We start from the raw sequence: 22368 nt of genomic DNA, 5'->3' as shown, positions 1-22368 counted from the left end.
TATGAAAAAAGCCTTTGAGTCTCCCCAAAGGCTCCTATCGTATTACCATATTTTCATTTTACGATTGAATTTGTTAATTTATGCAGTTTTCTGTGTCATTGCATCATGTTCTTCTTGTGTTACAAGCGCAGACTTTTCATTTTTCATCAGAAGGAAATATACCCCAAATCCGATCGCAAAGGATACAATATAGCCGTTGGCGGCTAGCCATTGAATGAAATTTGGACCTCCTGCCGCTGTTGCCGGGTTATATAAGAAAACAGTGTTTCCTAACAGCGGAATAATAAAGGCCGCAACCCAAGCGATAATAGCTGAGACATTCCATCCGCCTTTATACCAGTATCTCCCCTTCGCACCGGCATAAAGACCTGCTACGTCAATTCTCTTCTGCTTGCAGATATAGTAATCAGCAATAAAGATAGCCGCTACAGGCGCCAAAATCGTTCCGTAATTGTTCAACCAAGTAAATACATAGGCTGCACCCGATCCGTAAATCCACCATGGCTGTGCCAATACAGCTATAATACAAGTTGCAACAACACCCATTTTATAGGTGATCTTTGTAGGGGCTAAATTGGAGAAGCCGTTTGCCGGTGCCACTACATTGGCAGCAACACAAGTTGTGATCGTAGCCGCTGCAACGCCAACCGCACAAATAATTACTAGAAGCCTATTATCTACATAGTAGAAAACGTTGGTAGGGTCAAACATGGCCTTCCCTGTAGCAAGCTTTGTAGCCATCGCAAAGAATGCACCCACGAAGGCACAAAGAAACATTGGAAACGGCATCCCATAAAGCTGGCCTCGGAATTGATCTTTTTGAGACCGGGCATATCTTGAGAAATCAGGTATATTAAGTGCCATCGTAGCCCAGAATGCTATATTTCCGGTTAATCCTGCAAGATAGATATACCAAAAACCGCCGAACTGTTCCATCAGAGCAGGGTCATTCCCCTGAGCCATTACTTCCCCAAAGCCATATCCTGCTTGATGAGCCGTCATGATAGACCAGCCGAAAAGACAGATAACAACGATAATAAGTAAAGGTCCGCCTATATTTTGAACAACTTTGATGCTTTCTGACCCTCTGTAAGCAATCCAACCGGTCCATGCCATAAACAGGAGGAAACCAATCAGCTGTCCAACATTGCAGGTATTTCCCAAAATAACAATATTCCAACTCTGATCTCTAAACGCAGCAATAAAACAGCCCAATATCGCTGCAAAAGCACCGCCGCCTACCCAAGACTGAACCGCAGTCCAGCCGCAAGCTACCAAAGCCCTTAATATTGCCGGAACATGGGCTCCGATACTGCCAAACGTTAACCTAGAAAATACGGGGAACGGAATTCCGTATTTTGTACCCGCATGTGAATTTAACTGTATCGGGATAAGGACGATTAAATTTCCTAATGCGACATTAAGAACGGATAACCAAGGGGATACCCCCATTCCGATAAGAGCCGCCGCTAGAGAAAGCGACGGAATGCAAATGGACATGCCAATCCAAAGCGCAGTAATATTGTATGTAGTCCAAGTTCTCTGTGAAACCGACGTTGGAGCCAAGTCCTCATTGTAATACTTTGAAGAGATTAACTCTGCACGCGCTTCGTCTGTCAATTCATACAGACCGTTGCACTCAATTTGTGTGCATATTGACATTAAAACACCTCCCAAAATGGATAACAAAAATCGTTACAGATAATTATATTGTTGTAATTTGAAAAATGTAACTAGTTTTTTATTTTTATTGTATAAAATTTTTTGAAAATTCAGTGCGTCTTCTATTTCTTGTACAATACCTCTCTCTTTCGACTTTTTAATCAATTTAAACCCATCATTAAGAAGCGCTTATTGTACCATAAAGAATTATTTTTAACAGCTTCCTTTTTATCAAATTTCAATAATCTTTTACCATTTTTATTGACTTTTAGCCGAATTAATTGTATATTTGTATACAAATGTACAAAATAGTTTATCATACCGTGTCAATAGTATTGAAAGATTTTAGGAGGACTTAATGGGAAACACTTTAGCTTACAAAATTTTAGAAAATCATTTAGTAGAAGGTTCGCTTATCCCCGGTGCAGAAATTACCATCAAAATGGATCAGACGCTGACTCAAGATTCTACAGGTACGATGGTTTACCTACAACTTGAAGCCATGGATGTAGATAAAATTAAAACAGAACTGTCCGTTGCATACATAGATCACAACACACTTCAAACCGGTTTTGAAAATGCAGACGACCACGCTTTTATTAAGAGCGTTGCACAGCGGCACGGCGTCCTTTTCTCTAAACCGGGGAACGGAATTTGTCATCAGCTTCATTTGGAAAACTACGGCAAACCCGGTAAAACCCTTTTAGGTTCTGACAGTCATACGCCAACCGGAGGCGGGTTAGGTATGATCGCGATCGGTGCCGGTGGCCTGGATGTCGCAATGGCAATGGCCAAAGGTACTTATAGCTTGACTGTGCCAAAGGTAGTCAATGTTGAATTAACCGGTAAACTAAGACCTTGGGTTTCTGCAAAAGATGTCATTCTCCATGTTCTTGATAAACTTACCGTTAAAGGGGGCGTAGGCAAGATCGTAGAATACACAGGTGAAGGAGTAAAATCCCTTTCTGTTACAGACAGAGCAACCATCACCAATATGGGTGCTGAACTTGGTGCGACAACCTCCATTTTCCCTAGTGACGAAAATACATTAAAATATTTAACAGAGCAAGGCCGTCCGCAAGATTATGTAGAGCTTTCCGCAGATCCCGATGCCGTTTACGACGAAACTCTGAAAGTAGACCTTTCTAAGTTGACTCCGCTTGCTGCAAAGCCACACAGCCCTGACAATATTGATACGATCAAAAACATCGGATCAATCAAAGTGGATCAGGTTGCGATCGGAAGCTGTACCAATTCTTCCTATACAGATTTGATGAAGGTTGCTGCCATTTTAAAGGGCAAAAAGATTCATCCGGATGTAAGCCTTGTGATTTCTCCGGGTTCCAGCAAAATCCTTTCCAAGTTGGCTGAAAACGGAGCATTGGCAGATATGATCAACGCCGGTGCAAGAATTATTGAAAACGCTTGCGGTCCCTGTATCGGGATGGGACAATCTCCGAAATCCGGTGCAGTTTCCCTACGTACTTTTAACAGAAACTTCAAAGGCAGAAGCGGAACAATAGATGCTGATGTCTACCTAGTAAGCCCTGAAACTGCTGCGATCTCCGCCATTACAGGGGTTGTTACGGACGGAATAGAATCCGGTGAAACACTTCCTGAAATTGAGGCTGTAGACTTCAACTTCAACGATAACTTTATCGTTTATCCAAAGGGAACGAGCAAAGACAATACACCGGTTGAAATGGGGCCAAATATTAAGCCGTTCCCTAGAAATACAGCTTTAGGTGATACAGTGGAAGCCACCGTCGTTCTTCATGCAGGAAACAATATCACAACGGACGACATCATGCCTTCCGATTCCAGGCTACTGCCGTATCGTTCCAATATTCCTTACCTTGCAAACTTCTGCTTCGAAAAAATTGACAGTGAATTCTCTGCTCGTTGCAAAGAAGCGGGCTCCTGTGCAATCATCGGCGGCGAAAACTATGGCCAAGGCAGCAGCCGTGAACATGCTGCTCTTGCACCGCTTTATCTTGGTGTAAAGTTTGTATTGGTGAAGTCCTTTGCAAGAATTCACCGTTCCAACCTAATCAACAGCGGGATCATGCCTCTCGTATTTGAAAATCCTTCCGATTATGAGGATTTCAGCCTGGGTCACAAGCTTATGATTGAAGATGCAAAAAATCAAGTAAGAAATGCCACTATTACCATTAAGGATTTGACGAATGGTAAAGAATACACGGCTGTTACCAATTTCTCCGACTTAGAAATTGATATGATTCTTTGCGGCGGAAAAATCAACTCAATCAAATAAATTCATTTGATACAGCCAACATCTCATCCCTCAAAATATCCATCGGCGTTGGCTGTCCAAAGGAATTATTTCAAGACAATGCTTAATATAAAGGAGTATATAGTATGGAATACATGAAAAGTTTTGAAAAAATCATAGCAGAGCAGCTAGTCAGAGTCGAAAAAATGAAAACTGCCGATGAGTTTGTTGATTTTGAAAAGCTGGATAAAATTGTAGTCGGCGTGATTGACGGCGACGGCATCGGCCCTATTATCCTCACGGAAGCAAGAAGAGTGTTAAACGAACTTCTCAAGGCAGAAATTGAAGCCGGTAAGATTGAACTTCGCACCATCGAAGGACTAACCCTTGAAAACAGAATTGCTAAGAATGAAACCGTTCCGGCAGACGTGCTGGCAGCTATTAAATCCTGTCACGTATTGCTAAAAGGTCCTACTACGACACCAAGTAAAGCGGATAATCTTCCGAATATCGAAAGTGCAAACGTAACCTTGAGAAGGGAACTGGATTTATTTGCGAACGTAAGACCGGTTTCCATTCCCGAAAAGAACCTTGACTGGATTTTCTACAGAGAAAATACCGAAGGCGAATACGTACTGGGGAGCCGCGGCGTCGATATTAATGAAGACATCTCCGTCGACTTCAAGGTGACTACCACAGCAGGAACGAAGAGAATTGCTCGTGCCGCTTTTGAATATGCAAAGGCAAACGGAAATAAAAACGTTTCCATCGTTACAAAAGCGAACATCATGAAGAAAACCGACGGAAAGTTTTTAGACCTATGCTACCAAGTCGCGAAAGAATATCCGGATATCAAAACAGATGACTGGTACGTGGATATTATGGCAGCGAATCTTGTGAATGAACAAATTCGCAGCAATTTTAATGTATTTATCCTTCCAAACTTATATGGTGATATTATTACCGATGAAGCAGCTCAAATTCAGGGCGGTGTCGGGACAGCCGGCAGTGCCAATGTAGGCGGTAAATATGCCATGTTCGAAGCGATCCACGGCAGCGCACCAAGAATGGTAACAGATGGCATTGCTCCGTACGCAAATCCCTCCAGCATCCTAAAAGCGGCTGAAATGCTTTTAAGACACATTGGATTTGTTGCAAAAGCGGATAGTCTTTCTGCTGCAGTTGATTTTTCACAAAGCAGCAAAAATATGACGGGGGATGCTTCCGGTGATACAGCTACCGATTTTGCGGATTGCGTCATTTCAAAATTAAAGGAGGCCTAGTATGGTACTATATCAGTACAACGAAAACTCTAAGGCTAAGAATCTGCCTATTTCCAACAATTTGTTTTCGATGCTGCAAAAAGATATCTTACAAGGTAAAATGCGTGCTTCAGAAAAACTCACAGAACAAAGTATCTGCGATAAATATAAAGTGAGCCGAACTCCCGTCCGGGAAGCTTTACGGCAGCTTGAGATGGAAGGTTTGATTGAAACCATTCCAAATCGCGGTGCTTTTGTCATCGGATTTTCGCAGCAAGATATGGCGGACATGTATGAACTTAGAAAAGCTTATGAGATCCAAGCCGTACGATGGGCAATAGAGCGGATCACAGATGACGAAATGGCAGATTTAGAAGAGACCTTTGAATTCATGGAATTCTATACTCAAAAAAATGATATTCATAAAATGCTGAACATTAATACCGGATTTCATCAACTGATTTATACTGCATCTCATAACCGAATGCTGCAGCATGTTCTGTCGTCGTATCAAATTTATATCAAACACAGCCGTAAATCGGAGACTTTTCCGGACAACTATTTAGCAGAGGTATTAGAGGAACATCGTGAGATCTTCTTAGCGTTCCAAAATAAAGATGTAGAAGCCGGCGCTCAAGCGATGGGAAAACACATGGACACTTCCATTTCCCGCATCAAAAACGCCGTCAAAAGCACTGAACTGTAAGGTTTAATTAAAGTATTATATAAAAGTAAAAAATCCATGCATTAAGCGAACAAGAAACGTTCCCAATGCATGGATTTTCATTTATTAGATTGATAAAATATCTGCCAATTTCATGACATCCTTATCATACTCTCTGGTCATTTTTAAAGCATCTGCAAGCGGATACTGAACGATTTCATTGCCGTTGATACCAATTGCGCGGCTTTCGCTTCCTTCGGCCAGCAATTCCACTGCCTTATACGCCATTCGACTCGCCAGCATGCGGTCTCTTGCTGTAGGAGACCCTCCTCTTTGAATATAGCCAAGAACAACAATCTTTGTTTCCATACCCGTTCGTTCTTTTAGAATATCTGCCAACTCCTGTGTCGATAAATCAATCCCCTCGGCCTTTATGATAATATTATGCAGCTTGCCTCTGTTTCGGCCTTGAACCATTTTTCTGCAAATCGCATTAATATCAACAGGCACTTCCGGAATCAATATGGTTTCCGCGCCTCCGGTAAGGCCAGCATAAAGAGCAATATCTCCGCAATGCCTGCCCATTACTTCTATGACCGTCGTTCTTTCATGAGAAGATGACGTATCTCGAATATTGCTGATGGCAGAGAGTACCGTATTGACAGCGGTATCAAACCCAATAGTATAGTCCGTATAACCTAAATCATTATCGATTGTTCCAGGCAATCCCATCACCGTGATGCCCTGCTTGTGCAAGTCCAGCCCACCTTTTAATGATCCGTCTCCGCCTACAATCACAAGGCTGTCTATGTTAAAGTTTTCCAACATGGAAATGGCTCTTTTCTGTCCTTCCGTTGTCATAAACCGCTCACTTCGTGCTGTTCTCAGGATGGTTCCCCCTCGCTGAAGAATATCGGATACGGAAGAGATCGTCATCGGTTCTATTTCACCATCAATAAGTCCTTCATAGCCTTTATCAATGCCATACACTTCCATGCCCAAATAAATAGCGCCTCTCACTGCGGCACGAATGGCTGCATTCATGCCGGGTGAATCTCCCCCACTTGTTAATACGCCTATTTTTTTCATTGTAGCACCTCCCTGCTCTATAGCAACCAACGAGTCAACAGATCATCTTTTCCGTATTTACAGTTTCACATTTTCTCTCCCGACCAATTCTGTCACTTGTTCCAGAAATTCTTGACTTCTATCGACCCATAGGTTCTTGTCCGTTCTAAACTTTTTCCCGGTGTTCTCTGTATAGATCATCACGGGAGAATCGCCTTTATGGAGCATAATCAAACGCCGCAGCTCCGATAACGTTTCCAGTTCCTCAAGCCTTTTCGGGATTTTAATCTTTACAAGAGTATCGGCAGGTAACTCCCCAAAGGCTTCTATATCAAAGAGTTTATCTGCAATAATTTTAGGAGCTTCATCTTCTTTAAAGTTGAGACTGCCTTTTACCACAAGTATGCCCTCTTCTTTTAATAAATGCAAATATTTTTCATAAATATTCGGAAAAACAATCACCTCAGTCGTGCCGTACAAATCCTCGATATCAAGAAAAGCCATTTGTCTGTTATTTTTGGTCGTCAGCATTTTTTTACTGTTTATAATTCCCGCAATCGTCACCTGCATACCATCTGAAATAGCTTCGTTCGTTTCCGCATGAGCCAAATCCTCTGCAGTTACAGTGGCTAATTTCTGTATTTTATCCTCATAATTTTTCAGCGGATGTCCGGTCAAATAGACGCCCAACATCTCTTTTTCCATAGCGATCAGTAAATCCTGTGAGAAATTTGCGATATCCGGTAATTTCCCTGCCACAGAATCCACTTCCATCTCTTCACTATGAAGCTGAAATAAAGACATTTGCCCTTCGATATTTTTTCTGGAATTGCTTTGCGCGGACTCCAACAGGCTTTCATATACAGCTAAATGCTGCGCACGATTTTCATTTAAGCAATCAAACGCACCGGCTTTTATCAAACTTTCCATTGCCTTCTTATTGATCTCATGGATATTGATATTATTGACAAATTGAAAAATATCTTTCGGATTCCCCTTTTCTTCTCGAGTGTGTATAATTTCATCGATAGCTCCTGCCCCGACATTTTTGACACCCAGCAAACCGAAATGAATTTTCCCATCCACTACGGTGAACTTTTTGCTGCTGTCTATAATGCTGGGAGGAAGCACCTCAATATGCATTTCATTGCAATTTCGAATATATTTTGAAATCTGCACGGAATCGCCCATCACGCTGGTCATCAAAGCTGCCATAAATTCTGTTGGATAATAGGCCTTCAGGTAAGCGGTTTCATAAGCGATAACGGCATAAGCCGCAGCATGTGATTTATTGAACGCGTATTCAGCGAAACTGACCATCTGATTAAAGATTTCCTCAGCAATCTCTTCCGGAATTCCATTTCGAATACAGCCCATGATCTCTATATTGCCTTGCTCATCCTCTTTTCCATGAATAAAATACTGTTTTTCTTCGAGCATGACGGACATTTTCTTTTTGCCCATCGCACGACGCACCAGATCGCTTCGTCCATACGTATAGCCCGCCAAATCTCGAACAATCTGCATAACCTGTTCCTGATACACCAAACAGCCGTAGCTAACAGACAGAATCGGCTCCAGACTCTCATGCAGATATTCGATGTTTCCCAGATTTTTCTTATTATCAATATACGTCGGAATGGAAGCCATCGGACCCGGCCGATAAAGGGAGATTCCGGCGACAATATCTTCAAAGCAGTCCGGTTTCAGATTCTTCATGAACTGCGTCATCCCGCCGCTTTCCATCTGGAATATCCCTTGCGTGTTGCCGCTCGATATCACTTCATATACTTTTGGGTCATCGTAAGTCATTTTGGAGAAGTCAATGACTCTTCCATAGCTTTTTTCTACCATCTCGAGCACATCCCGGATAACCGTCAGATTACGAAGTCCTAAAAAGTCCATCTTTAATAGGCCAAGCTCTTCGATCGTCGTCATGGTAAATTGGGTGGAAATGCCCTTTTCCGCCAAATATAACGGTACATATTCATTCATGCTTTTTTTGGAAATCACCACACCTGCTGCATGGGTAGAGGCGTGTCTCGGCATCCCTTCCAAAGCTTTTGCCATGTCCAGCACTTGGGCTACCCGTTTATCGGATTCGTACATATTCTTTAATTCCGGATTTAATTGAAGGGCTTTATCGATTGTCATTTTTAAATCAAAAGGAATCGCCTTCGCGATTGCATCGGCCTCCGAATAACTCATATTGAGTGCCCTGCCCACATCCCGGACCGCCGCTTTTGCCTTCATCGTTCCAAAGGTAATAATTTGAGCTACTTTATCTTCACCGTATTTTTCAATGACATACTCAATAACTTCATGGCGTCGTTCATAGCAAAAGTCAATATCGATATCCGGCATACTGATTCGCTCCGGATTTAAGAAACGCTCAAAAATAAGAGCATAACGAATCGGATCGATATCGGTAATCCGCAGTGCATAGGCCACAATACTGCCTGCTGCAGAACCTCTTCCAGGTCCTACCACAATCTTATTTTGTTTCGCATAGTTAATAAAATCCCATACGATTAAGAAATATTCGATATATCCCATTTTTTCAATGGTTTTCAATTCATATTCAAAGCGCTCCCAGATTTCAGGCGTTCCTTCACCGTACCGGTCTTTCAACCCTGCGATGCAAAGTTCCCTCAAATACTCATCATTACTCTTTCCATCCGGTGCCTTAAATTCCGGTAAATGAAGCTCACCAAAGTTAAAATCAACCTGACACTGTTCTGCTACGAGATTGGTGTTTTCTATCGCATCCGGAAAATTGGCAAATATCTTTCGCATTTCATCTTCTGATTTTAGATAAAATTGGTCGTTCGGAAAACGCATGCGATTTTCATCGTCCACATTGGTGGCCGTCTGAATGCAAAGTAACACGTCATGTGCGGCCGCATCTTCCTGACGAACATAATGCACATCATTGGTAGCCACAAAAGGGATTCCTGTTTCTTCATGCAATTTTACCATCCCGTCGAGAATCGCATATTCCTCTTCTAAGCCTTGATCTTGAAGCTCTAAATAGAAATTCCCTTCTCCGAAGATATCCAGCAGTTCAAGGGCCTCTTTCTTGGCTCCTTCGTAGTCTCTATTCATTAATTTTCGCTGTATATCACCAGCTAGGCAGGCAGATAATGCGATAATGCCTTGATGGTGCTTTCGAAGGACATGTTTATCTATTCTGGGTTTATAGTAATATCCTTTTGTAAATCCTTCCGAAACAATTTTAATGAGGTTTTGATAACCTTCATTGTTCTTCGCCAATAGTACTAAATGCCCTTGATGCTTATCCTTATCAACGTCTTTATCAAGCATTGTTCTTGCCGCAGTATATACTTCACAGCCGATAATCGGCCGTATTCCTTGCTTTCGTGCTTCTTTATAAAAATCGATAACCCCAAACATTACACCATGGTCAGTGATAGCAATGGACTTCATATCCAGTTCTTTTGCTCTTCCGATCAGATCTGTAATGCGTGCAGCACCATCAAGCAAACTATATTCCGTATGTACGTGCAAATGTGTAAATGCCATGGTTATCCCCTTTCTTGTCTTGTATCGTATCCTACAACATGATATCATACAAGCAGCGTCGCAGTATGATTCAATGAATGCTTCCTTACGGCAACGGCTCCGACTCGCTCCGCTCCCTGCTGTCCGTTTTGCCTTGCCAAGCAAGCTTGGGGCAAAAAGGCAACGCCTTCGGCTCCGACTCGCTCCGCTCCCTGCTGTCCGTTTTGCCTTGCCAAGCAAGCTTGGGGCAAAAAGGCAACGCCGTATCAATAATGGCATTCATTATATCATATTTTTGAGTAAAATAACAGTGATTTGATGTTCCGGCCAGCAGGCTAATCCATAAAAAATATATCGTATGAAATTATAGATACCCAAAATATTGCAGATTAAATGAAACATTATCACACTTTTTTCTGTCCTATATAGTAGAAAGATAAATGGAGGATGAATAGAATGAAAAAAATAATACTGACGTCTTTATGCTGCTTATTGATATGGGCGAATGCCCTTCCTTGCTATGGTGCAGAAAAGCAGCTCTCACTGACGATAGATGGTAAGGCGGTGACCTTTGATGATTCAACCGGATACCCCTATATCACGGAATCCGGCCGTACCATGCTCCCTTTACGTGTTTGTTTAGCCTCCATCGGATGTGAGGTCAATTGGAATCAGGAAAAACAAACGGTTATTGCAAGAAAAGATCATGTTCAAGTCCAAATTCCCGTAGGAGAATCGTTCTTTTTTAAAGATCAGACCATCCTAGCTACAGATACACCGGCCGTGTTGAAAAACGGACGCACCTATCTGCCTTTAAGAGCGGTCCTATCTGCTTACGGCTATGACGTCAATTGGGACAACCAGACCTTTTCGATATCAGTCGTCTCAGATGCTCAAAACCAAAATGCTACGAATACGTATTATCCTTTAACGCCGTCCAACATAAATGGCGGTTCCACCGGGATATTTCTGCGAAAGCAACTGAACTATTCCGGATTTGACGGCATGGAAGCCGATATCACACTGCCAACTGTAAGTATTGCAGAAAAGGGAGACTGTCCGTATGTCTATTTTGGTTTTGATTGGCAAAATGATATAGGCAATACCGAGGCAGGGTTTCAGTTTATTGAAGATTCCACGAATCCGAATTACAACAAATGGACCGTCTACCTGCGTCAAGGGAACTTCTGGGGTTGGGGAAATCCGGTATACTTGGACCAGGGTTCCACCCATCACTTAAAATTTTATAGTGAAGCAATCTCCGAATCTCAAGTAGATCTAGTAGTGGAATTGGACAATAAAGAAATCATTCGTAAAGCCTCTTCGGTTACTGACTTTAGTCATGCTTCTATAAAAGCCGTCACCTCTATGGCCATGTCAAAAATATTTGACGGCAGCAATTGTTTTTCCAAATCGGAAAACGCAAAGATAGCAAATATAAAAGTATCCACGATCAATACAGAAAGCTATTCTGATTTCGATGCATTTGATTTGTATCGGTCATGGAAACCAAAAGGAGAAACAGAGCGGATGTGGTATGGAACGGTCGAATGTATTCCATCCTACCTTCATTATAATTCAGACGGTTCCGTCTCCATTTATAAAAAAAGCTTCGTCGAGGAGTTTTAAAAGGGTGTGTAAAATATGAGAAGAAAACTAATGATTTTTATTGCTTTATTTATTTTGGTCGGCAGTCATTCCATTTTTGCTTTTGGCGCACAGAAAACAAACGCTGTAGCAGTATCCTTGCCGAATTTCAACGTTACGATGAACGGTGAAGTGGTGAACAACGATTACAGTAAATATCCCTTGATCGTCTATAAAAATATTACTTATTTTCCAATGACTTATAGTGATTGCCGGTTTCTAGGGATTGAATCCACTTGGAAAGGAAACACCCAAGGGCTTACTATCGAAAAAACAGGTGTTACAGCAGCCTACCAACTATACAAATCTTCTGCAAAAAATAGCAAAAATTACACCGCTACCATCCCAACATTTCCTGTAAAAGTAAACGGCAAAATCATCGATAACAGCAAGGAAGAGTTTCCTCTCTTATCTTTCAGAGATATTACCTATTTCCCGATGACATGGAAATACGGTGCAGAAGCGTTTGGTTGGGATTACAGTTTTGATAATAAAAAAGGCTTAGTGATCCATTCGGATAATATCAAACTCAGTCAAATTTCCCTGCCAACCAGCAGGCCGGTTCAAGGAGAATATGCTCCTTATCCGGGGAAACGAAGCAATTGCGTCCTTCCAGTCGGCGATTATGTATATTATGACGATACGAAAGGTGCTATCATTCAAGCCCCTCTGTCTGCCCCTTCGAAAGGGAAAAAGGTGTATCAGCTGAATGTTTGGAGTTATGGAGACGGAACAACTTACGATGACCATTCTCTTTACTTGGAAAACGGTGAGCCTTTTCTGTTTTTTCACTCCGGCGGGGCCGTTATGGGCTCGGATCACAAGCATAAACTAAAAGCAGACGGCAGTACGCAGGAAATTCAATCCAGCTACTGGCAAACCACCCTTATTGGAGATACTCTTTTTTATTATTGGACAGGGCCGACACCGGGTCCCGGAAATTTGAGAATGCAGGAAGGCAGTTCCGAAGACATTCAGCTCGGTGATTCAGGTTATTGGTATTACAGTCTGTGCAAGGTGTATGGACTTCCTGAGCTCACACGAATAGGCGATGAACTTTATGTAAGAGCGGCTAAAGTTCTCAGCGGAACAAGCCTCGACGCCAATATCAAACTGGATGACATCGCCATTTACAAAGTCAATATAAAAACGAAAGAAACTGCTCGGGTAAGTACACAATATGCGCAGGGGGCACAAATATCCGATGATTTTCTGTATTACTTCAACAGTGAAAATTTTTACAGGATTTCACTGAAAGACGGAACCGAAGAACGTTTAGGTGCAGCTACTGGAATTTCTAACTCCGATTCGAATGGGCTCTTTGCTGTGGCCGGCGAAAAGATTTATTGGACAAACGCTGCAACCGGAGAGCTGCATATGCTGGGAAAAACGGAATCTTTAAACCCGGGTGCGAAAGTAGACAGCATGGGCATCTTTGGTGACAAGGAAGAGTATTTTGTTTGTACCTTTGAAGAAACGCAGGCTTCAAAATATCGGCTCATGGTATTTGACCAGTCCGGTAAGGTGGTGTTCAAAACCTCGGACAAAACTTTTTGCAATAATATATCGATCAAAGGAAATCAAATCATGTTCTATAACAATACTACCGAAACGATTTGCAAGGGTAATTGGTAGTTTGCTTATATCCTTGATTGAATTACGACCCTTCTCTATTATGATGAATTAGAAATGAATCCGAATAAATCCTGTTCATTCGGAAAGATTATTTCTACAAGAACTTAAAATGATTTTATAACGTAAGGAGTGCCGAATATGCTTCATATAGGATGCCATTTATCTTCTTCAAAAGGTTTTAAAAACATGGGTCTCACTGCCCTTTCTATTGGTGCAAATACCTTTCAGTTTTTTACAAGAAATCCAAGAGGCGGAAAGGCAAAAGAAATAGATGAAAAAGATGTGCAAGAATTTTTAAAACTTGCGGAAGAAAACAACTTTACGAAATTGGTCGCTCATGCTCCCTATACGGTTAATCCTTGCTCGAAAGAAGCAAATATCCGTGAATTTGCCCGTATGATCATTGAAGACGACTTAAAGAGAATGGAATATCTGCCGGGCAATTATTACAATTTTCATCCGGGCAGCCATGTAGGGCAAGGCGCAGATGCAGGAATTGAGATCATTGCCGATTTACTGAATGAACTCATGACGCCAAATCAATCCACCATTGTACTGCTGGAAACCATGTCCGGCAAAGGGAGTGAGGTCGGCAGTAGATTTGAAGAATTAAAGGCAATTATTGACCGAGTTGAATTAAAAGATAGGATTGGGGTATGTATGGATACCTGCCATGTAAACGATGCAGGCTATGATATCGTTCACGATCTAGATGGCGTTTTATCAGAATTTGATAACATCATAGGGTTGGAAAAGCTCTACGCCATGCATATCAATGACAGCTTAAATACCCTTTCTGCTCACAAAGACCGACACGCTAAAATAGGAGAAGGATATATTGGACTGGATGGAATTAGTAACATCATAAACCATCCCAAGCTTCGGCATCTGCCGTTTATTCTTGAGACACCTAACGAGCTTGACGGATACGCAAAAGAAATTTCACTATTGAAAGATCATTATAAATATTGATTCTGCATTCGAAAGATGCCAAGGGAAACTGAAGAGACATTCCAATCCATTATAGTAGAAGAGGGAGCAAGATTATGAAAAAGAGACAAAATATCTTCTTATGTTTCATATTTATTATAACAATCATTAATTTGATTCTTATTATTAATATTAATAAGCAGCACGATTACTATATTGGTAAAATCGAAAGCATGGAGAAAAAAGACAGTATTACTACAGTAGAGGTTTCACCTGTTCAAAGCAACCGTAGTTTTGCATCTGAAATTAAAGCAGCTCATAAAATTGAATTTGCCGATGATATAGGGATTTCAGGATTAAGTGAACGAAATGAAAAAAGAAAGGAACTTTATTTAGGGCAACTGGGAGAAACGATTGACAATTTAAAAGTAGGTGATTCTATTATGTTTAAAGTTAAGCACTATGATAAAAATGATTATAGATTAGACATTGATGAATTAGCTGTAGATCTTACTTTAGAATAATGGTTGTTTTTATACAAAGAAAATGGAACATAATCTTTACGAATGCAAACTAAATACAAATTTTAATTGAGCAGAGTATATTTATACTCTGCTCAAAAAATATCATAATTTTCAACAACAAGTTGTTATAGATCTATAATTGAAATGTTTTATTAATGATCACCTGTCAGATGATCTATAATTGAAACTAATTTACTTATTTCCGGCTTACTGATCTGCTCATCAGCACCAAGCTGTCTGCCCTTTATTCGCATTTCTTCGCTTATCAAAGAGGAGAATAATATTAAAGGAATACTTCTAAGCACAGGATCTTCTTTCACCAGCTTCGTTAACCGATGTCCGTCCATCAAAGGCATTTCAATATCGGATACAATACAGGCAACATGTTCTTTGATAGGATCCCCTGATTCTTTTGCCTCCCGTAAATAATCCCAAGCTTCCTGTCCATTATCGGTTTTAATCGTATTTTTATATCCAGCTTTGTGTAAAGACTCTATAATCATTTTTGAGAGAAGCATAGAATCCTCTGCAATCAAAATGGGCTTTTCCATCGTATGGCGCTCTCCCAGCTTTGCTATGGATTCCACCTGAATACTGGATTCCGGGCTTATATCTGCAACAATCTTTTCAAAATCCAAAATAGTTATAAGACGACCTTGATATTCCGCAATTCCGGTAGCCGCACCATCTTGTCCGCCATAAACTGCGCGATCGGGCTTTTTAATCGCTGTCCATGAAATTCGGTCAATACCTATAACACTGTGTACATGAAATGCAAAATTTAATTTATTGAAATGGGTAACAATAAATATATCACGTTCAGAGTCACATTCCGGAAGGTTTAGATATTTAGCCAGATCTATAACAGTTATAATCTCATCTCTCGGTTTAAATACTCCCTCCACTACAGGATGTGAATTAGGCATAACTTTTACATCCTTAGCCACCATAATTTCACGTACTTTGGCAACATTTATTCCGAAAATCTCATTCGCCACTGTAAATTCAATGATCTCTAGTTCATTTGTTCCTGATTCTAAAAGAATACTGGTCTTATTTAAATTCTCTGGAATTGCCATATTCATTCCTCCCACAAAAATACAATTTGTATCAATTTACCGTAAGAATGTTAAAAAATTACTATTATTATACAATATTAAAATTCACTTGCATAGACTTCTTTAAAATGTGCCGCTATCTAAATCAAATTTTACTATCCATATGCCCCGTTTATAACTCTTTTTTCGTTCTTTAAAAAGAGAATATTGTAAAATTTTAAGAAAAATGTTACAATCAGGTTGACCGAAATGAGTGAAAATTCTATAATTTTAATTTCAAAAGTAGGAGCGTGTGTATAAAATGAAACTGTCATTAGAAAATATCAAAATTGGTATGAATGTTGGGCAAGATTTGTACACAGAAAACGGACAACTGATTACACCAAAGAATTCAGTTGTTACGCCTGAGTTAATTGCAAAGCTGAAAAAGTTTAGGATCAGTTGTGTCGAAGTTATTTCGGATAGTCTGGATGATACTATTTTCGATATAAAAAGTACCCCGGGGTTTATAACATTTCAAAGTGAATGTACTGAAGCAAAAGAAAACCTGATTACTTCACTTGATAGCATTTTAAGTGAGGACCCCAATAATTGCAATATAGACATGATTAAAGACTTAAGTGCATTGTTATATGAAAAGAACAAAAAGAATATTAACTTAATCGATATGGTTTACAATATGCATGAATACTCAGACACGGTATATACCCACTCTGTCAATGTAGGAATGATAGCAAGCCATTTAGGTCACTGGCTGGGACTGCCGGAAGAAGAAATAAAGCTTCTGGTTACCTGCGGACTCTTCCATGATATTGGGAAACTCCTTATTCCGAAAGAGATCCTAGAAAAGCCGGATAAGCTTACCCCTGCAGAAAATAAAATTATGCAATCACATGTATCCAAAGGTTTTGAACTTCTGGACCAATTTAAGGATATCGATGATCGGGTAAAGAAAGTAGCCCTATTGCATCATGAGCGATGTGACGGCTCCGGATATTATATGCATTTGAAAGGCGATCAGATTGACAAATTCTCAAAAATTATAGCCATTGCCGATGCCTATGAAGCGATGACCTCAGAAAGAGCCTATCGGGAACCTATCTGTCCATTTACAGTGGTCGGCTATTTTGAAGAAGAAGGATTACATAAATTTGAAACGAAATACGTGTTAAAATTTCTAAGTAAAATATTAAATTCCTATCTTCATACAAGAGTGCTGTTAAGTAATGGACAAGAGGCAAAAGTTATTTTGATCAATAAGAATATACGATCAAAACCGCTTGTAAAGGTTGATGATGGTCAGTTTATAGATTTATCGGTCACACCCGAGATTAGTATAGTAAAAATGGTCGATTAAACAAGTGTATACTGCGAATAATAATAGAAGAGTAGGGTTCTATACCTACTCTTCTATTTTCTCTATCTCAAAAACATTAATCACATCGGCATCAGGGCAGCAGAACTTACATTTGTTCGGTGTTTCTCCGCCCGGCACCTGCCCTCCATAGCGTAATATATCAATATAAGGGAACGCCGTGTGCAGCATCATCGGGCACATCTTTCCGCGATCCGTATCAAAATCAAAAATATCTCCTTTTTTATGCCCATAATGACAGGGGCCGCTGCCGATCTTATCAATCATCTTAATCCTGATCTTAGGTCTTTTCGCCATATGCTCATCTCCTTGGAAAAAAGATTAGGCTCGTTTTCTCCGGCCTAATCTTTAAAAGTATATCACTTATTTTTTTATTTAAAGAACAGATTGATATCTTCCTCAACCGTTCCAATTCCTGCAATACCAAAATTCTCCACTAAGACTTTCGCTACATTTGGCGAAAGGAAAGCCGGAAGAGTTGGCCCGAGATGAATATTCTTTACACCTAAATATAATAATGCAAGCAGTACAATAACCGCCTTCTGTTCATACCATGCGATATTATAGATGATCGGCAAATCATTGATATCATCTAGGCCAAATACTTCTTTCAGTTTCAATGCAATGACTGCCAAGGAGTAGGAATCATTGCACTGCCCTGCATCTAGAACTCGAGGGATTCCACCGATATCTCCTAAGTTTAATTTGTTGTATCTATATTTTGCACAGCCTGCAGTCAGAATAACCGCATCCTCCGGCAACGCTTGTGCGAAGTCGGTATAGTAGTTTCTGGATTTTGCACGTCCGTCACAACCGGCCATTACGACAAACTTCTTAATAGCCCCTGATTGAACCGCGTCAACAATTTTATCTGCGAGAGCCAATACCTGATTGTGCGCAAAGCCTCCGACAATTTCTCCGGTTTCTATTTCGGTAGGAGGAGCACATTTTTTAGCATACTCTATGATTTCTGAAAAGTCCTTTTCTCCGTTTGCACGAATTGGAATATAAGTGCATCCGGGGAAACCTGCCGCTCCGGTTGTATATACACGCTCTTTATAGGAGTCTGACGGAGGAACAATACAATTTGTGGTCATTAAAATCGGTCCGTTGAAAGAATCAAACTCTTCCTTCTGTTTCCACCATGCATTGCCGTAATTTCCAACAAAATGAGAATACTTTTTAAACGCAGGGTAATAATGAGCAGGGAGCATCTCGGAGTGAGTATAGATGTCTACACCCTGCCCCTCGCTTTGAGCCAATAACATTTCAAGGTCACGAAGATCATGTCCGGAAATCAAGATTCCCGGTCTGGTTCCAACACCGATGTTTACCTTGGTAATCTCCGGATTCCCGTAAGCCTGTGTATTTGCATTATCCAAAAGCGCCATACCGTCTACACCGAATTTTCCTGCCTCCAGCACCAGCGCAATGAGATCGTCGACCGTCTTATTGTCATCAAGAGTTGCAGCTAATGCCCTTTGCATAAAGGCATCCACCTCTTCACTTTGCTTTCCCAATACGTTTGCATGCTTTGAATAAGCTGCCAGCCCTTTCACTCCATAGATTAGAAGCTCTCTGAGACTGTTTATGTCGTCGTTATCCGAAGTCAACACACCGATTGTGCTGCTGACTGCATCCATATCTTGAGCCCCTTGTTGCTGTACCCATAGCCCTGCATACGATAATCCGCGTTTACTTTCTAACATAGAAAGTAAATCCTTTTTGTATCGCCAAGTCATTTCAATTCGAGTCTGTATAACCAATTCATCAAAGTTTGCATTGGTAATGGTCATAAATAAATTTTCAGTAACTAACTTATTTATCATAGGCGGAATATCATTTCCTTCCTCTCTCAAACGAGTGGCCACCTCTGATATTCCTTTTGTCATCCATATCAACAAATCCTGCTTTGCTGCAAGCTGAGGAGTTTTTCCGCACACCCCCATCTGAGTGCAGCCTTTACATCCCGCTGCTTCTTGGCACTGATAACAAAACATTTTATTTTCCATACGCTTAAACCTCTCTTTTCGAATCATTAAAAGTAAAATTTATAAAAGCTTTTTATTCGCTAATTTGTAATAGTTTTATCATTGAATGTAGTTTATCTGAAAAGTCAAATGCTGTATGTTGTAAATCCAACAAAAAAAACATTTTGCAAAAATCTTTGCTATTTTAGATTTTACTTTCTAAGAAGACCGCAAACGAGCATAAAATACGTTGGCAATTTTCCTTCAGTAAGCCATTCCAATTCTACGCCCATTAATTTGCTGCAAGTTTTCCCCACATTGCCGCCTAACGATTCGATTGAATAATGCATTTTATCCGGATATCTGCACGTTTCTCCTTGGGGTCTCGAACAATTACCATTTCCGCAGATGGAGCAGTTTCCTGCAGAAAGACTCCTGCTTCCGGGTTCCTTCAATTCCAACTCCCAAAGTTCTTCTGCAAGTTTCTGTTTTTCTTTAAAAAGGGTTTGATCCAATAGTGCTCTCATCTCATCTCTGGAATATGTTTTCTCTATGGTCTCTGTATCGAAATTAATTTTCTTTCCGATTACATGAAAAGTGTTATATTGTCCCCAATATTCCTCCGGATCAAATGTATAGGGAGGACAGGTCCAAATTTTATTGTAATTCGGACAGACTTTACAAGCTTCCAAAAATGTGTCTACATCCACATAATCTCTCATATATTCTTCAATGGAAATTTCAGCATCCATTCTTTCAACATGATACATATTCAGTCTCCTTTAAAATATTCAGCCCTATAGTCATAAGGCTTTTGCCGTAAAGCAAAAGCCTTTTTTACTATTTCACACAGTATTTTTCTAAATACTCTTCCATTTTCTGTTTCATGTCATCATTGATCACTATGTTTCCGTCGATTTCCTTGTTGTGCATCGTATCAATGATTTCTCTTACAGTAACGAGGGGGTATGTCTTTATACCAAATTCCTCTTCAATTTCTTGAATAGCCGTCTTTTCTCCCTGCCCTTTCTCCATACGGTCAACCGAAATGATCAGTCCTGCAATGTTTACATCAGCAGCTGCTTTAATTTGAGGAAGAGTTTCCCTTATCGCCGTGCCGGCTGTGATAACATCTTCTACAATTAATACTGAGTCCCCGTCTTGAAGCTTATATCCTACCATTTTACCGCCTTCGCCGTGGTCCTTCTCTTCTTTTCGGTTAAAGCAATAGTTGACATCCATATCAAAATCCCTGGACAGAGCGATGGCAGCCGCGACAGCAATCGGTATTCCTTTGTATGCGGGCCCGAAGATAGCGGCAATATCGGAAGGTATCACACCGTTGCGAATGTTTTCCGCAATACAGCTTGCATAAAAATGGCCCAGCTTGTCCGCCTGTGCACCTGTTTTATAATTTCCCGTATTGACGAAATACGGTGTCTTCCTTCCGCTTTTTGTCGTGAAATCACCAAACGTTAATACGCCCGATCTCACCATAAATTCAATAAAGTATTCCTTATAGCTCATCATCTCTCTCCTTGTTTGTATTCTTTTATCGGATCATGGATCCGGAAATAACCATCTTCATAACTTCACTGGTACCTTCATAGATTTCGGTTATTTTAGCATCTCTCATCATCCGTTCTACCGGGTAGTCCTGAAGATATCCATATCCGCCATGCAGCTGAACCGCTTTTGTGGTTACATACATGGCTGTCTCAGATGCAAAATATTTTGCTTGAGCTGCTTCGACAGTGCTCGGTTTTCCGGTTTCTCTTCTATAAGCAGCGTTATATACTAAAAATCTTGCTGCATCAATTCTCGTTCTCATCTGTGCCAGTTCAAACGCAGGTCCCTGAAATTCTGCAATTGCTTTGCCAAACTGTTTTCTGTTTTTTACATAGTCCAAGGTGACATCCAAGGCGCCCTGTGCAATACCAAGTGCCTGAGAAGCGATTCCGATTCGTCCGACATCCAGAGACGTCATTGCAACCTTAAAGCCCTGTCCGAGTTTTCCCAATAAATTTTCCTTTGGTACGATGCAGTCTTCAAAAAACAATTCTCTTGCCACCGAACCTTTAATTCCCATTTTTCTTTCGGATTTCCCGACTCTGAATCCCTGAAACGTGTCTTCTACGATAAATGCGCTGATGCCTTTTGTTCCTTTGGATTTATCCGTCATCGCCATAATCACATAAGTCCCTGCTACGCCTGAATTGGAAATAAACTTCTTTTGTCCGTTTAACAGCCAATGATCGCCTTTATCTTCTGCTATCGTTTCCTGCCCTGCTGCGTCCGTGCCTGCATTCGGTTCTGTTAAGCCAAATGCTCCAATCTTCTCGCCTTTCATGAGCGGCGGTAAGTATTTCTTTTTCTGTTCTTCTGTTCCGTACGTAAGGATCGGCCAAGTACATAGGCCATGATGCGTTTGAACAATAACACCGGTAGATGCGCAAGCCTTTGATAATTCTTCAATCATGATCGCATAGGAAACATAATCTGCTCCATATCCGCCATACTCTTTGGGAAACGGGAGACTCATCCAGCCTAACTGTCCGATTTTTTCAATAGTTTCCCTCGGAAATCTTGCATTTTCATCAATTTCAGCCGCAATCGGAGCCACTTCCTGCTGCGCAAATTCCCTAAATTGGGCCTGCAATTTCTGCTGCTGTGGATTCAGTTCAAAAATCATTGTTAATACCTCGCTTTACCTTTTCATTTCTGATTTTCATTCTAGTTAAACTATATTCGTACAAGCCATTTATTATATTAAATCGCAAATCAAACCATTTTTTATTATATACTCATTAAAAATGCA

18 protein-coding genes are annotated in these 22368 nt (G+C 40.6%); 8 read left to right on the top strand and 10 right to left on the bottom strand.

The window, feature by feature from the left end:
* Nucleotides 1-78 precede the first annotated feature (78 nt).
* On the bottom strand, nt 79-1662 hold the full coding sequence (locus JYB65_RS01320; protein ID WP_206580782.1) for an NCS1 family nucleobase:cation symporter-1: 1584 nt from the start codon (nt 1660-1662) through the stop codon (nt 79-81).
* A 358-nt stretch (nt 1663-2020) separates the two neighbouring features.
* Here JYB65_RS01320 and JYB65_RS01315 point away from each other — a divergent pair, with 358 nt between their 5' ends.
* From JYB65_RS01315 to JYB65_RS01305, 3 genes are all read left to right on the top strand, one after another.
* Entirely contained in the window at nt 2021-3937 is a 1917-nt protein-coding gene (locus JYB65_RS01315) for an aconitate hydratase (RefSeq protein WP_206580781.1), read from the top strand.
* A gap of 104 nt (nt 3938-4041) precedes the next feature.
* On the top strand, nt 4042-5178 hold the full coding sequence (locus tag JYB65_RS01310; protein ID WP_206580780.1) for an isocitrate/isopropylmalate family dehydrogenase: 1137 nt from the start codon (nt 4042-4044) through the stop codon (nt 5176-5178).
* A 1-nt stretch (nt 5179) separates the two neighbouring features.
* Nucleotides 5180-5863, top strand: a complete 684-nt coding sequence (locus JYB65_RS01305) for a GntR family transcriptional regulator (RefSeq protein ID WP_206580779.1) — start codon at nt 5180-5182, stop codon at nt 5861-5863.
* Nucleotides 5864-5947: 84 nt separating this feature from the next.
* On the opposite strand, the gene pfkA is transcribed toward JYB65_RS01305, so the two are convergent.
* From pfkA to JYB65_RS01290, 3 genes are read right to left on the bottom strand one after another with little or no spacing between them, the layout of a single operon-like run.
* Nucleotides 5948-6910, bottom strand: a complete 963-nt coding sequence (gene pfkA, locus JYB65_RS01300; RefSeq protein WP_206580778.1) for a 6-phosphofructokinase — start codon at nt 6908-6910, stop codon at nt 5948-5950.
* Nucleotides 6911-6967: 57 nt separating this feature from the next.
* Nucleotides 6968-10432, bottom strand: a complete 3465-nt coding sequence (locus JYB65_RS01295) for a DNA polymerase III subunit alpha (RefSeq protein ID WP_206580777.1) — start codon at nt 10430-10432, stop codon at nt 6968-6970.
* 44 nt (nt 10433-10476) lie between these two features.
* Nucleotides 10477-10662 carry a hypothetical protein gene (locus tag JYB65_RS01290; RefSeq protein WP_206580776.1) on the bottom strand — a complete coding sequence of 62 codons (186 nt, stop codon included), beginning with the start codon at nt 10660-10662 and terminating at the stop codon, nt 10477-10479.
* A gap of 205 nt (nt 10663-10867) precedes the next feature.
* Here JYB65_RS01290 and JYB65_RS01285 point away from each other — a divergent pair, with 205 nt between their 5' ends.
* From JYB65_RS01285 to JYB65_RS01270, 4 genes are all read left to right on the top strand, one after another.
* Nucleotides 10868-12040 (top strand): stalk domain-containing protein, encoded by a 1173-nt coding sequence (locus JYB65_RS01285; RefSeq protein WP_206580775.1) that lies wholly within the window; start codon nt 10868-10870, stop codon nt 12038-12040.
* Between the two features lie 15 nt (nt 12041-12055).
* Nucleotides 12056-13693 (top strand): DUF5711 family protein, encoded by a 1638-nt coding sequence (locus tag JYB65_RS01280; protein ID WP_206580774.1) that lies wholly within the window; start codon nt 12056-12058, stop codon nt 13691-13693.
* A 138-nt stretch (nt 13694-13831) separates the two neighbouring features.
* Entirely contained in the window at nt 13832-14665 is an 834-nt protein-coding gene (locus tag JYB65_RS01275) for a deoxyribonuclease IV (protein WP_206580773.1), read from the top strand.
* Between the two features lie 74 nt (nt 14666-14739).
* On the top strand, nt 14740-15147 hold the full coding sequence (locus tag JYB65_RS01270) for a hypothetical protein (protein WP_206580772.1): 408 nt from the start codon (nt 14740-14742) through the stop codon (nt 15145-15147).
* 152 nt (nt 15148-15299) lie between these two features.
* Here the strand turns inward: JYB65_RS01270 and JYB65_RS01265 are convergent, their stop codons facing one another.
* Entirely contained in the window at nt 15300-16226 is a 927-nt protein-coding gene (locus JYB65_RS01265; RefSeq protein ID WP_206580771.1) for a chemotaxis protein, read from the bottom strand.
* Between the two features lie 280 nt (nt 16227-16506).
* Here JYB65_RS01265 and JYB65_RS01260 point away from each other — a divergent pair, with 280 nt between their 5' ends.
* Nucleotides 16507-17562, top strand: a complete 1056-nt coding sequence (locus JYB65_RS01260) for an HD-GYP domain-containing protein (protein WP_206580770.1) — start codon at nt 16507-16509, stop codon at nt 17560-17562.
* A gap of 45 nt (nt 17563-17607) precedes the next feature.
* Here JYB65_RS01260 and JYB65_RS01255 read toward each other — a convergent pair whose 3' ends face one another.
* The 5 genes from JYB65_RS01255 to JYB65_RS01235 form a co-directional block, all read right to left on the bottom strand.
* Nucleotides 17608-17877 (bottom strand): TIGR04076 family protein, encoded by a 270-nt coding sequence (locus tag JYB65_RS01255; protein WP_206580769.1) that lies wholly within the window; start codon nt 17875-17877, stop codon nt 17608-17610.
* 74 nt (nt 17878-17951) lie between these two features.
* Complete coding sequence (gene hcp / locus JYB65_RS01250) at nt 17952-19592, bottom strand: hydroxylamine reductase (RefSeq protein ID WP_206580768.1); 1641 nt, start codon at nt 19590-19592, stop codon at nt 17952-17954.
* 170 nt (nt 19593-19762) lie between these two features.
* Entirely contained in the window at nt 19763-20320 is a 558-nt protein-coding gene (locus tag JYB65_RS01245) for a DUF2284 domain-containing protein (RefSeq protein WP_206580767.1), read from the bottom strand.
* 70 nt (nt 20321-20390) lie between these two features.
* Nucleotides 20391-21080 carry an orotate phosphoribosyltransferase gene (pyrE, locus tag JYB65_RS01240; protein WP_206580766.1) on the bottom strand — a complete coding sequence of 230 codons (690 nt, stop codon included), beginning with the start codon at nt 21078-21080 and terminating at the stop codon, nt 20391-20393.
* A gap of 22 nt (nt 21081-21102) precedes the next feature.
* Nucleotides 21103-22242 (bottom strand): acyl-CoA dehydrogenase, encoded by a 1140-nt coding sequence (locus JYB65_RS01235; RefSeq protein ID WP_206580765.1) that lies wholly within the window; start codon nt 22240-22242, stop codon nt 21103-21105.
* Between the last annotated feature and the right edge of the window lie 126 nt (nt 22243-22368).

It is taken from the genome of Clostridium aminobutyricum (genome assembly GCF_017255415.1).
Taxonomy (GTDB): domain Bacteria; phylum Bacillota; class Clostridia; order Peptostreptococcales; family Anaerovoracaceae; genus Aminipila; species Aminipila aminobutyrica.
The sequence above is the reverse complement of the archived record's forward strand: the minus strand, read 5'-3'. Positions and strand labels throughout refer to the sequence as shown.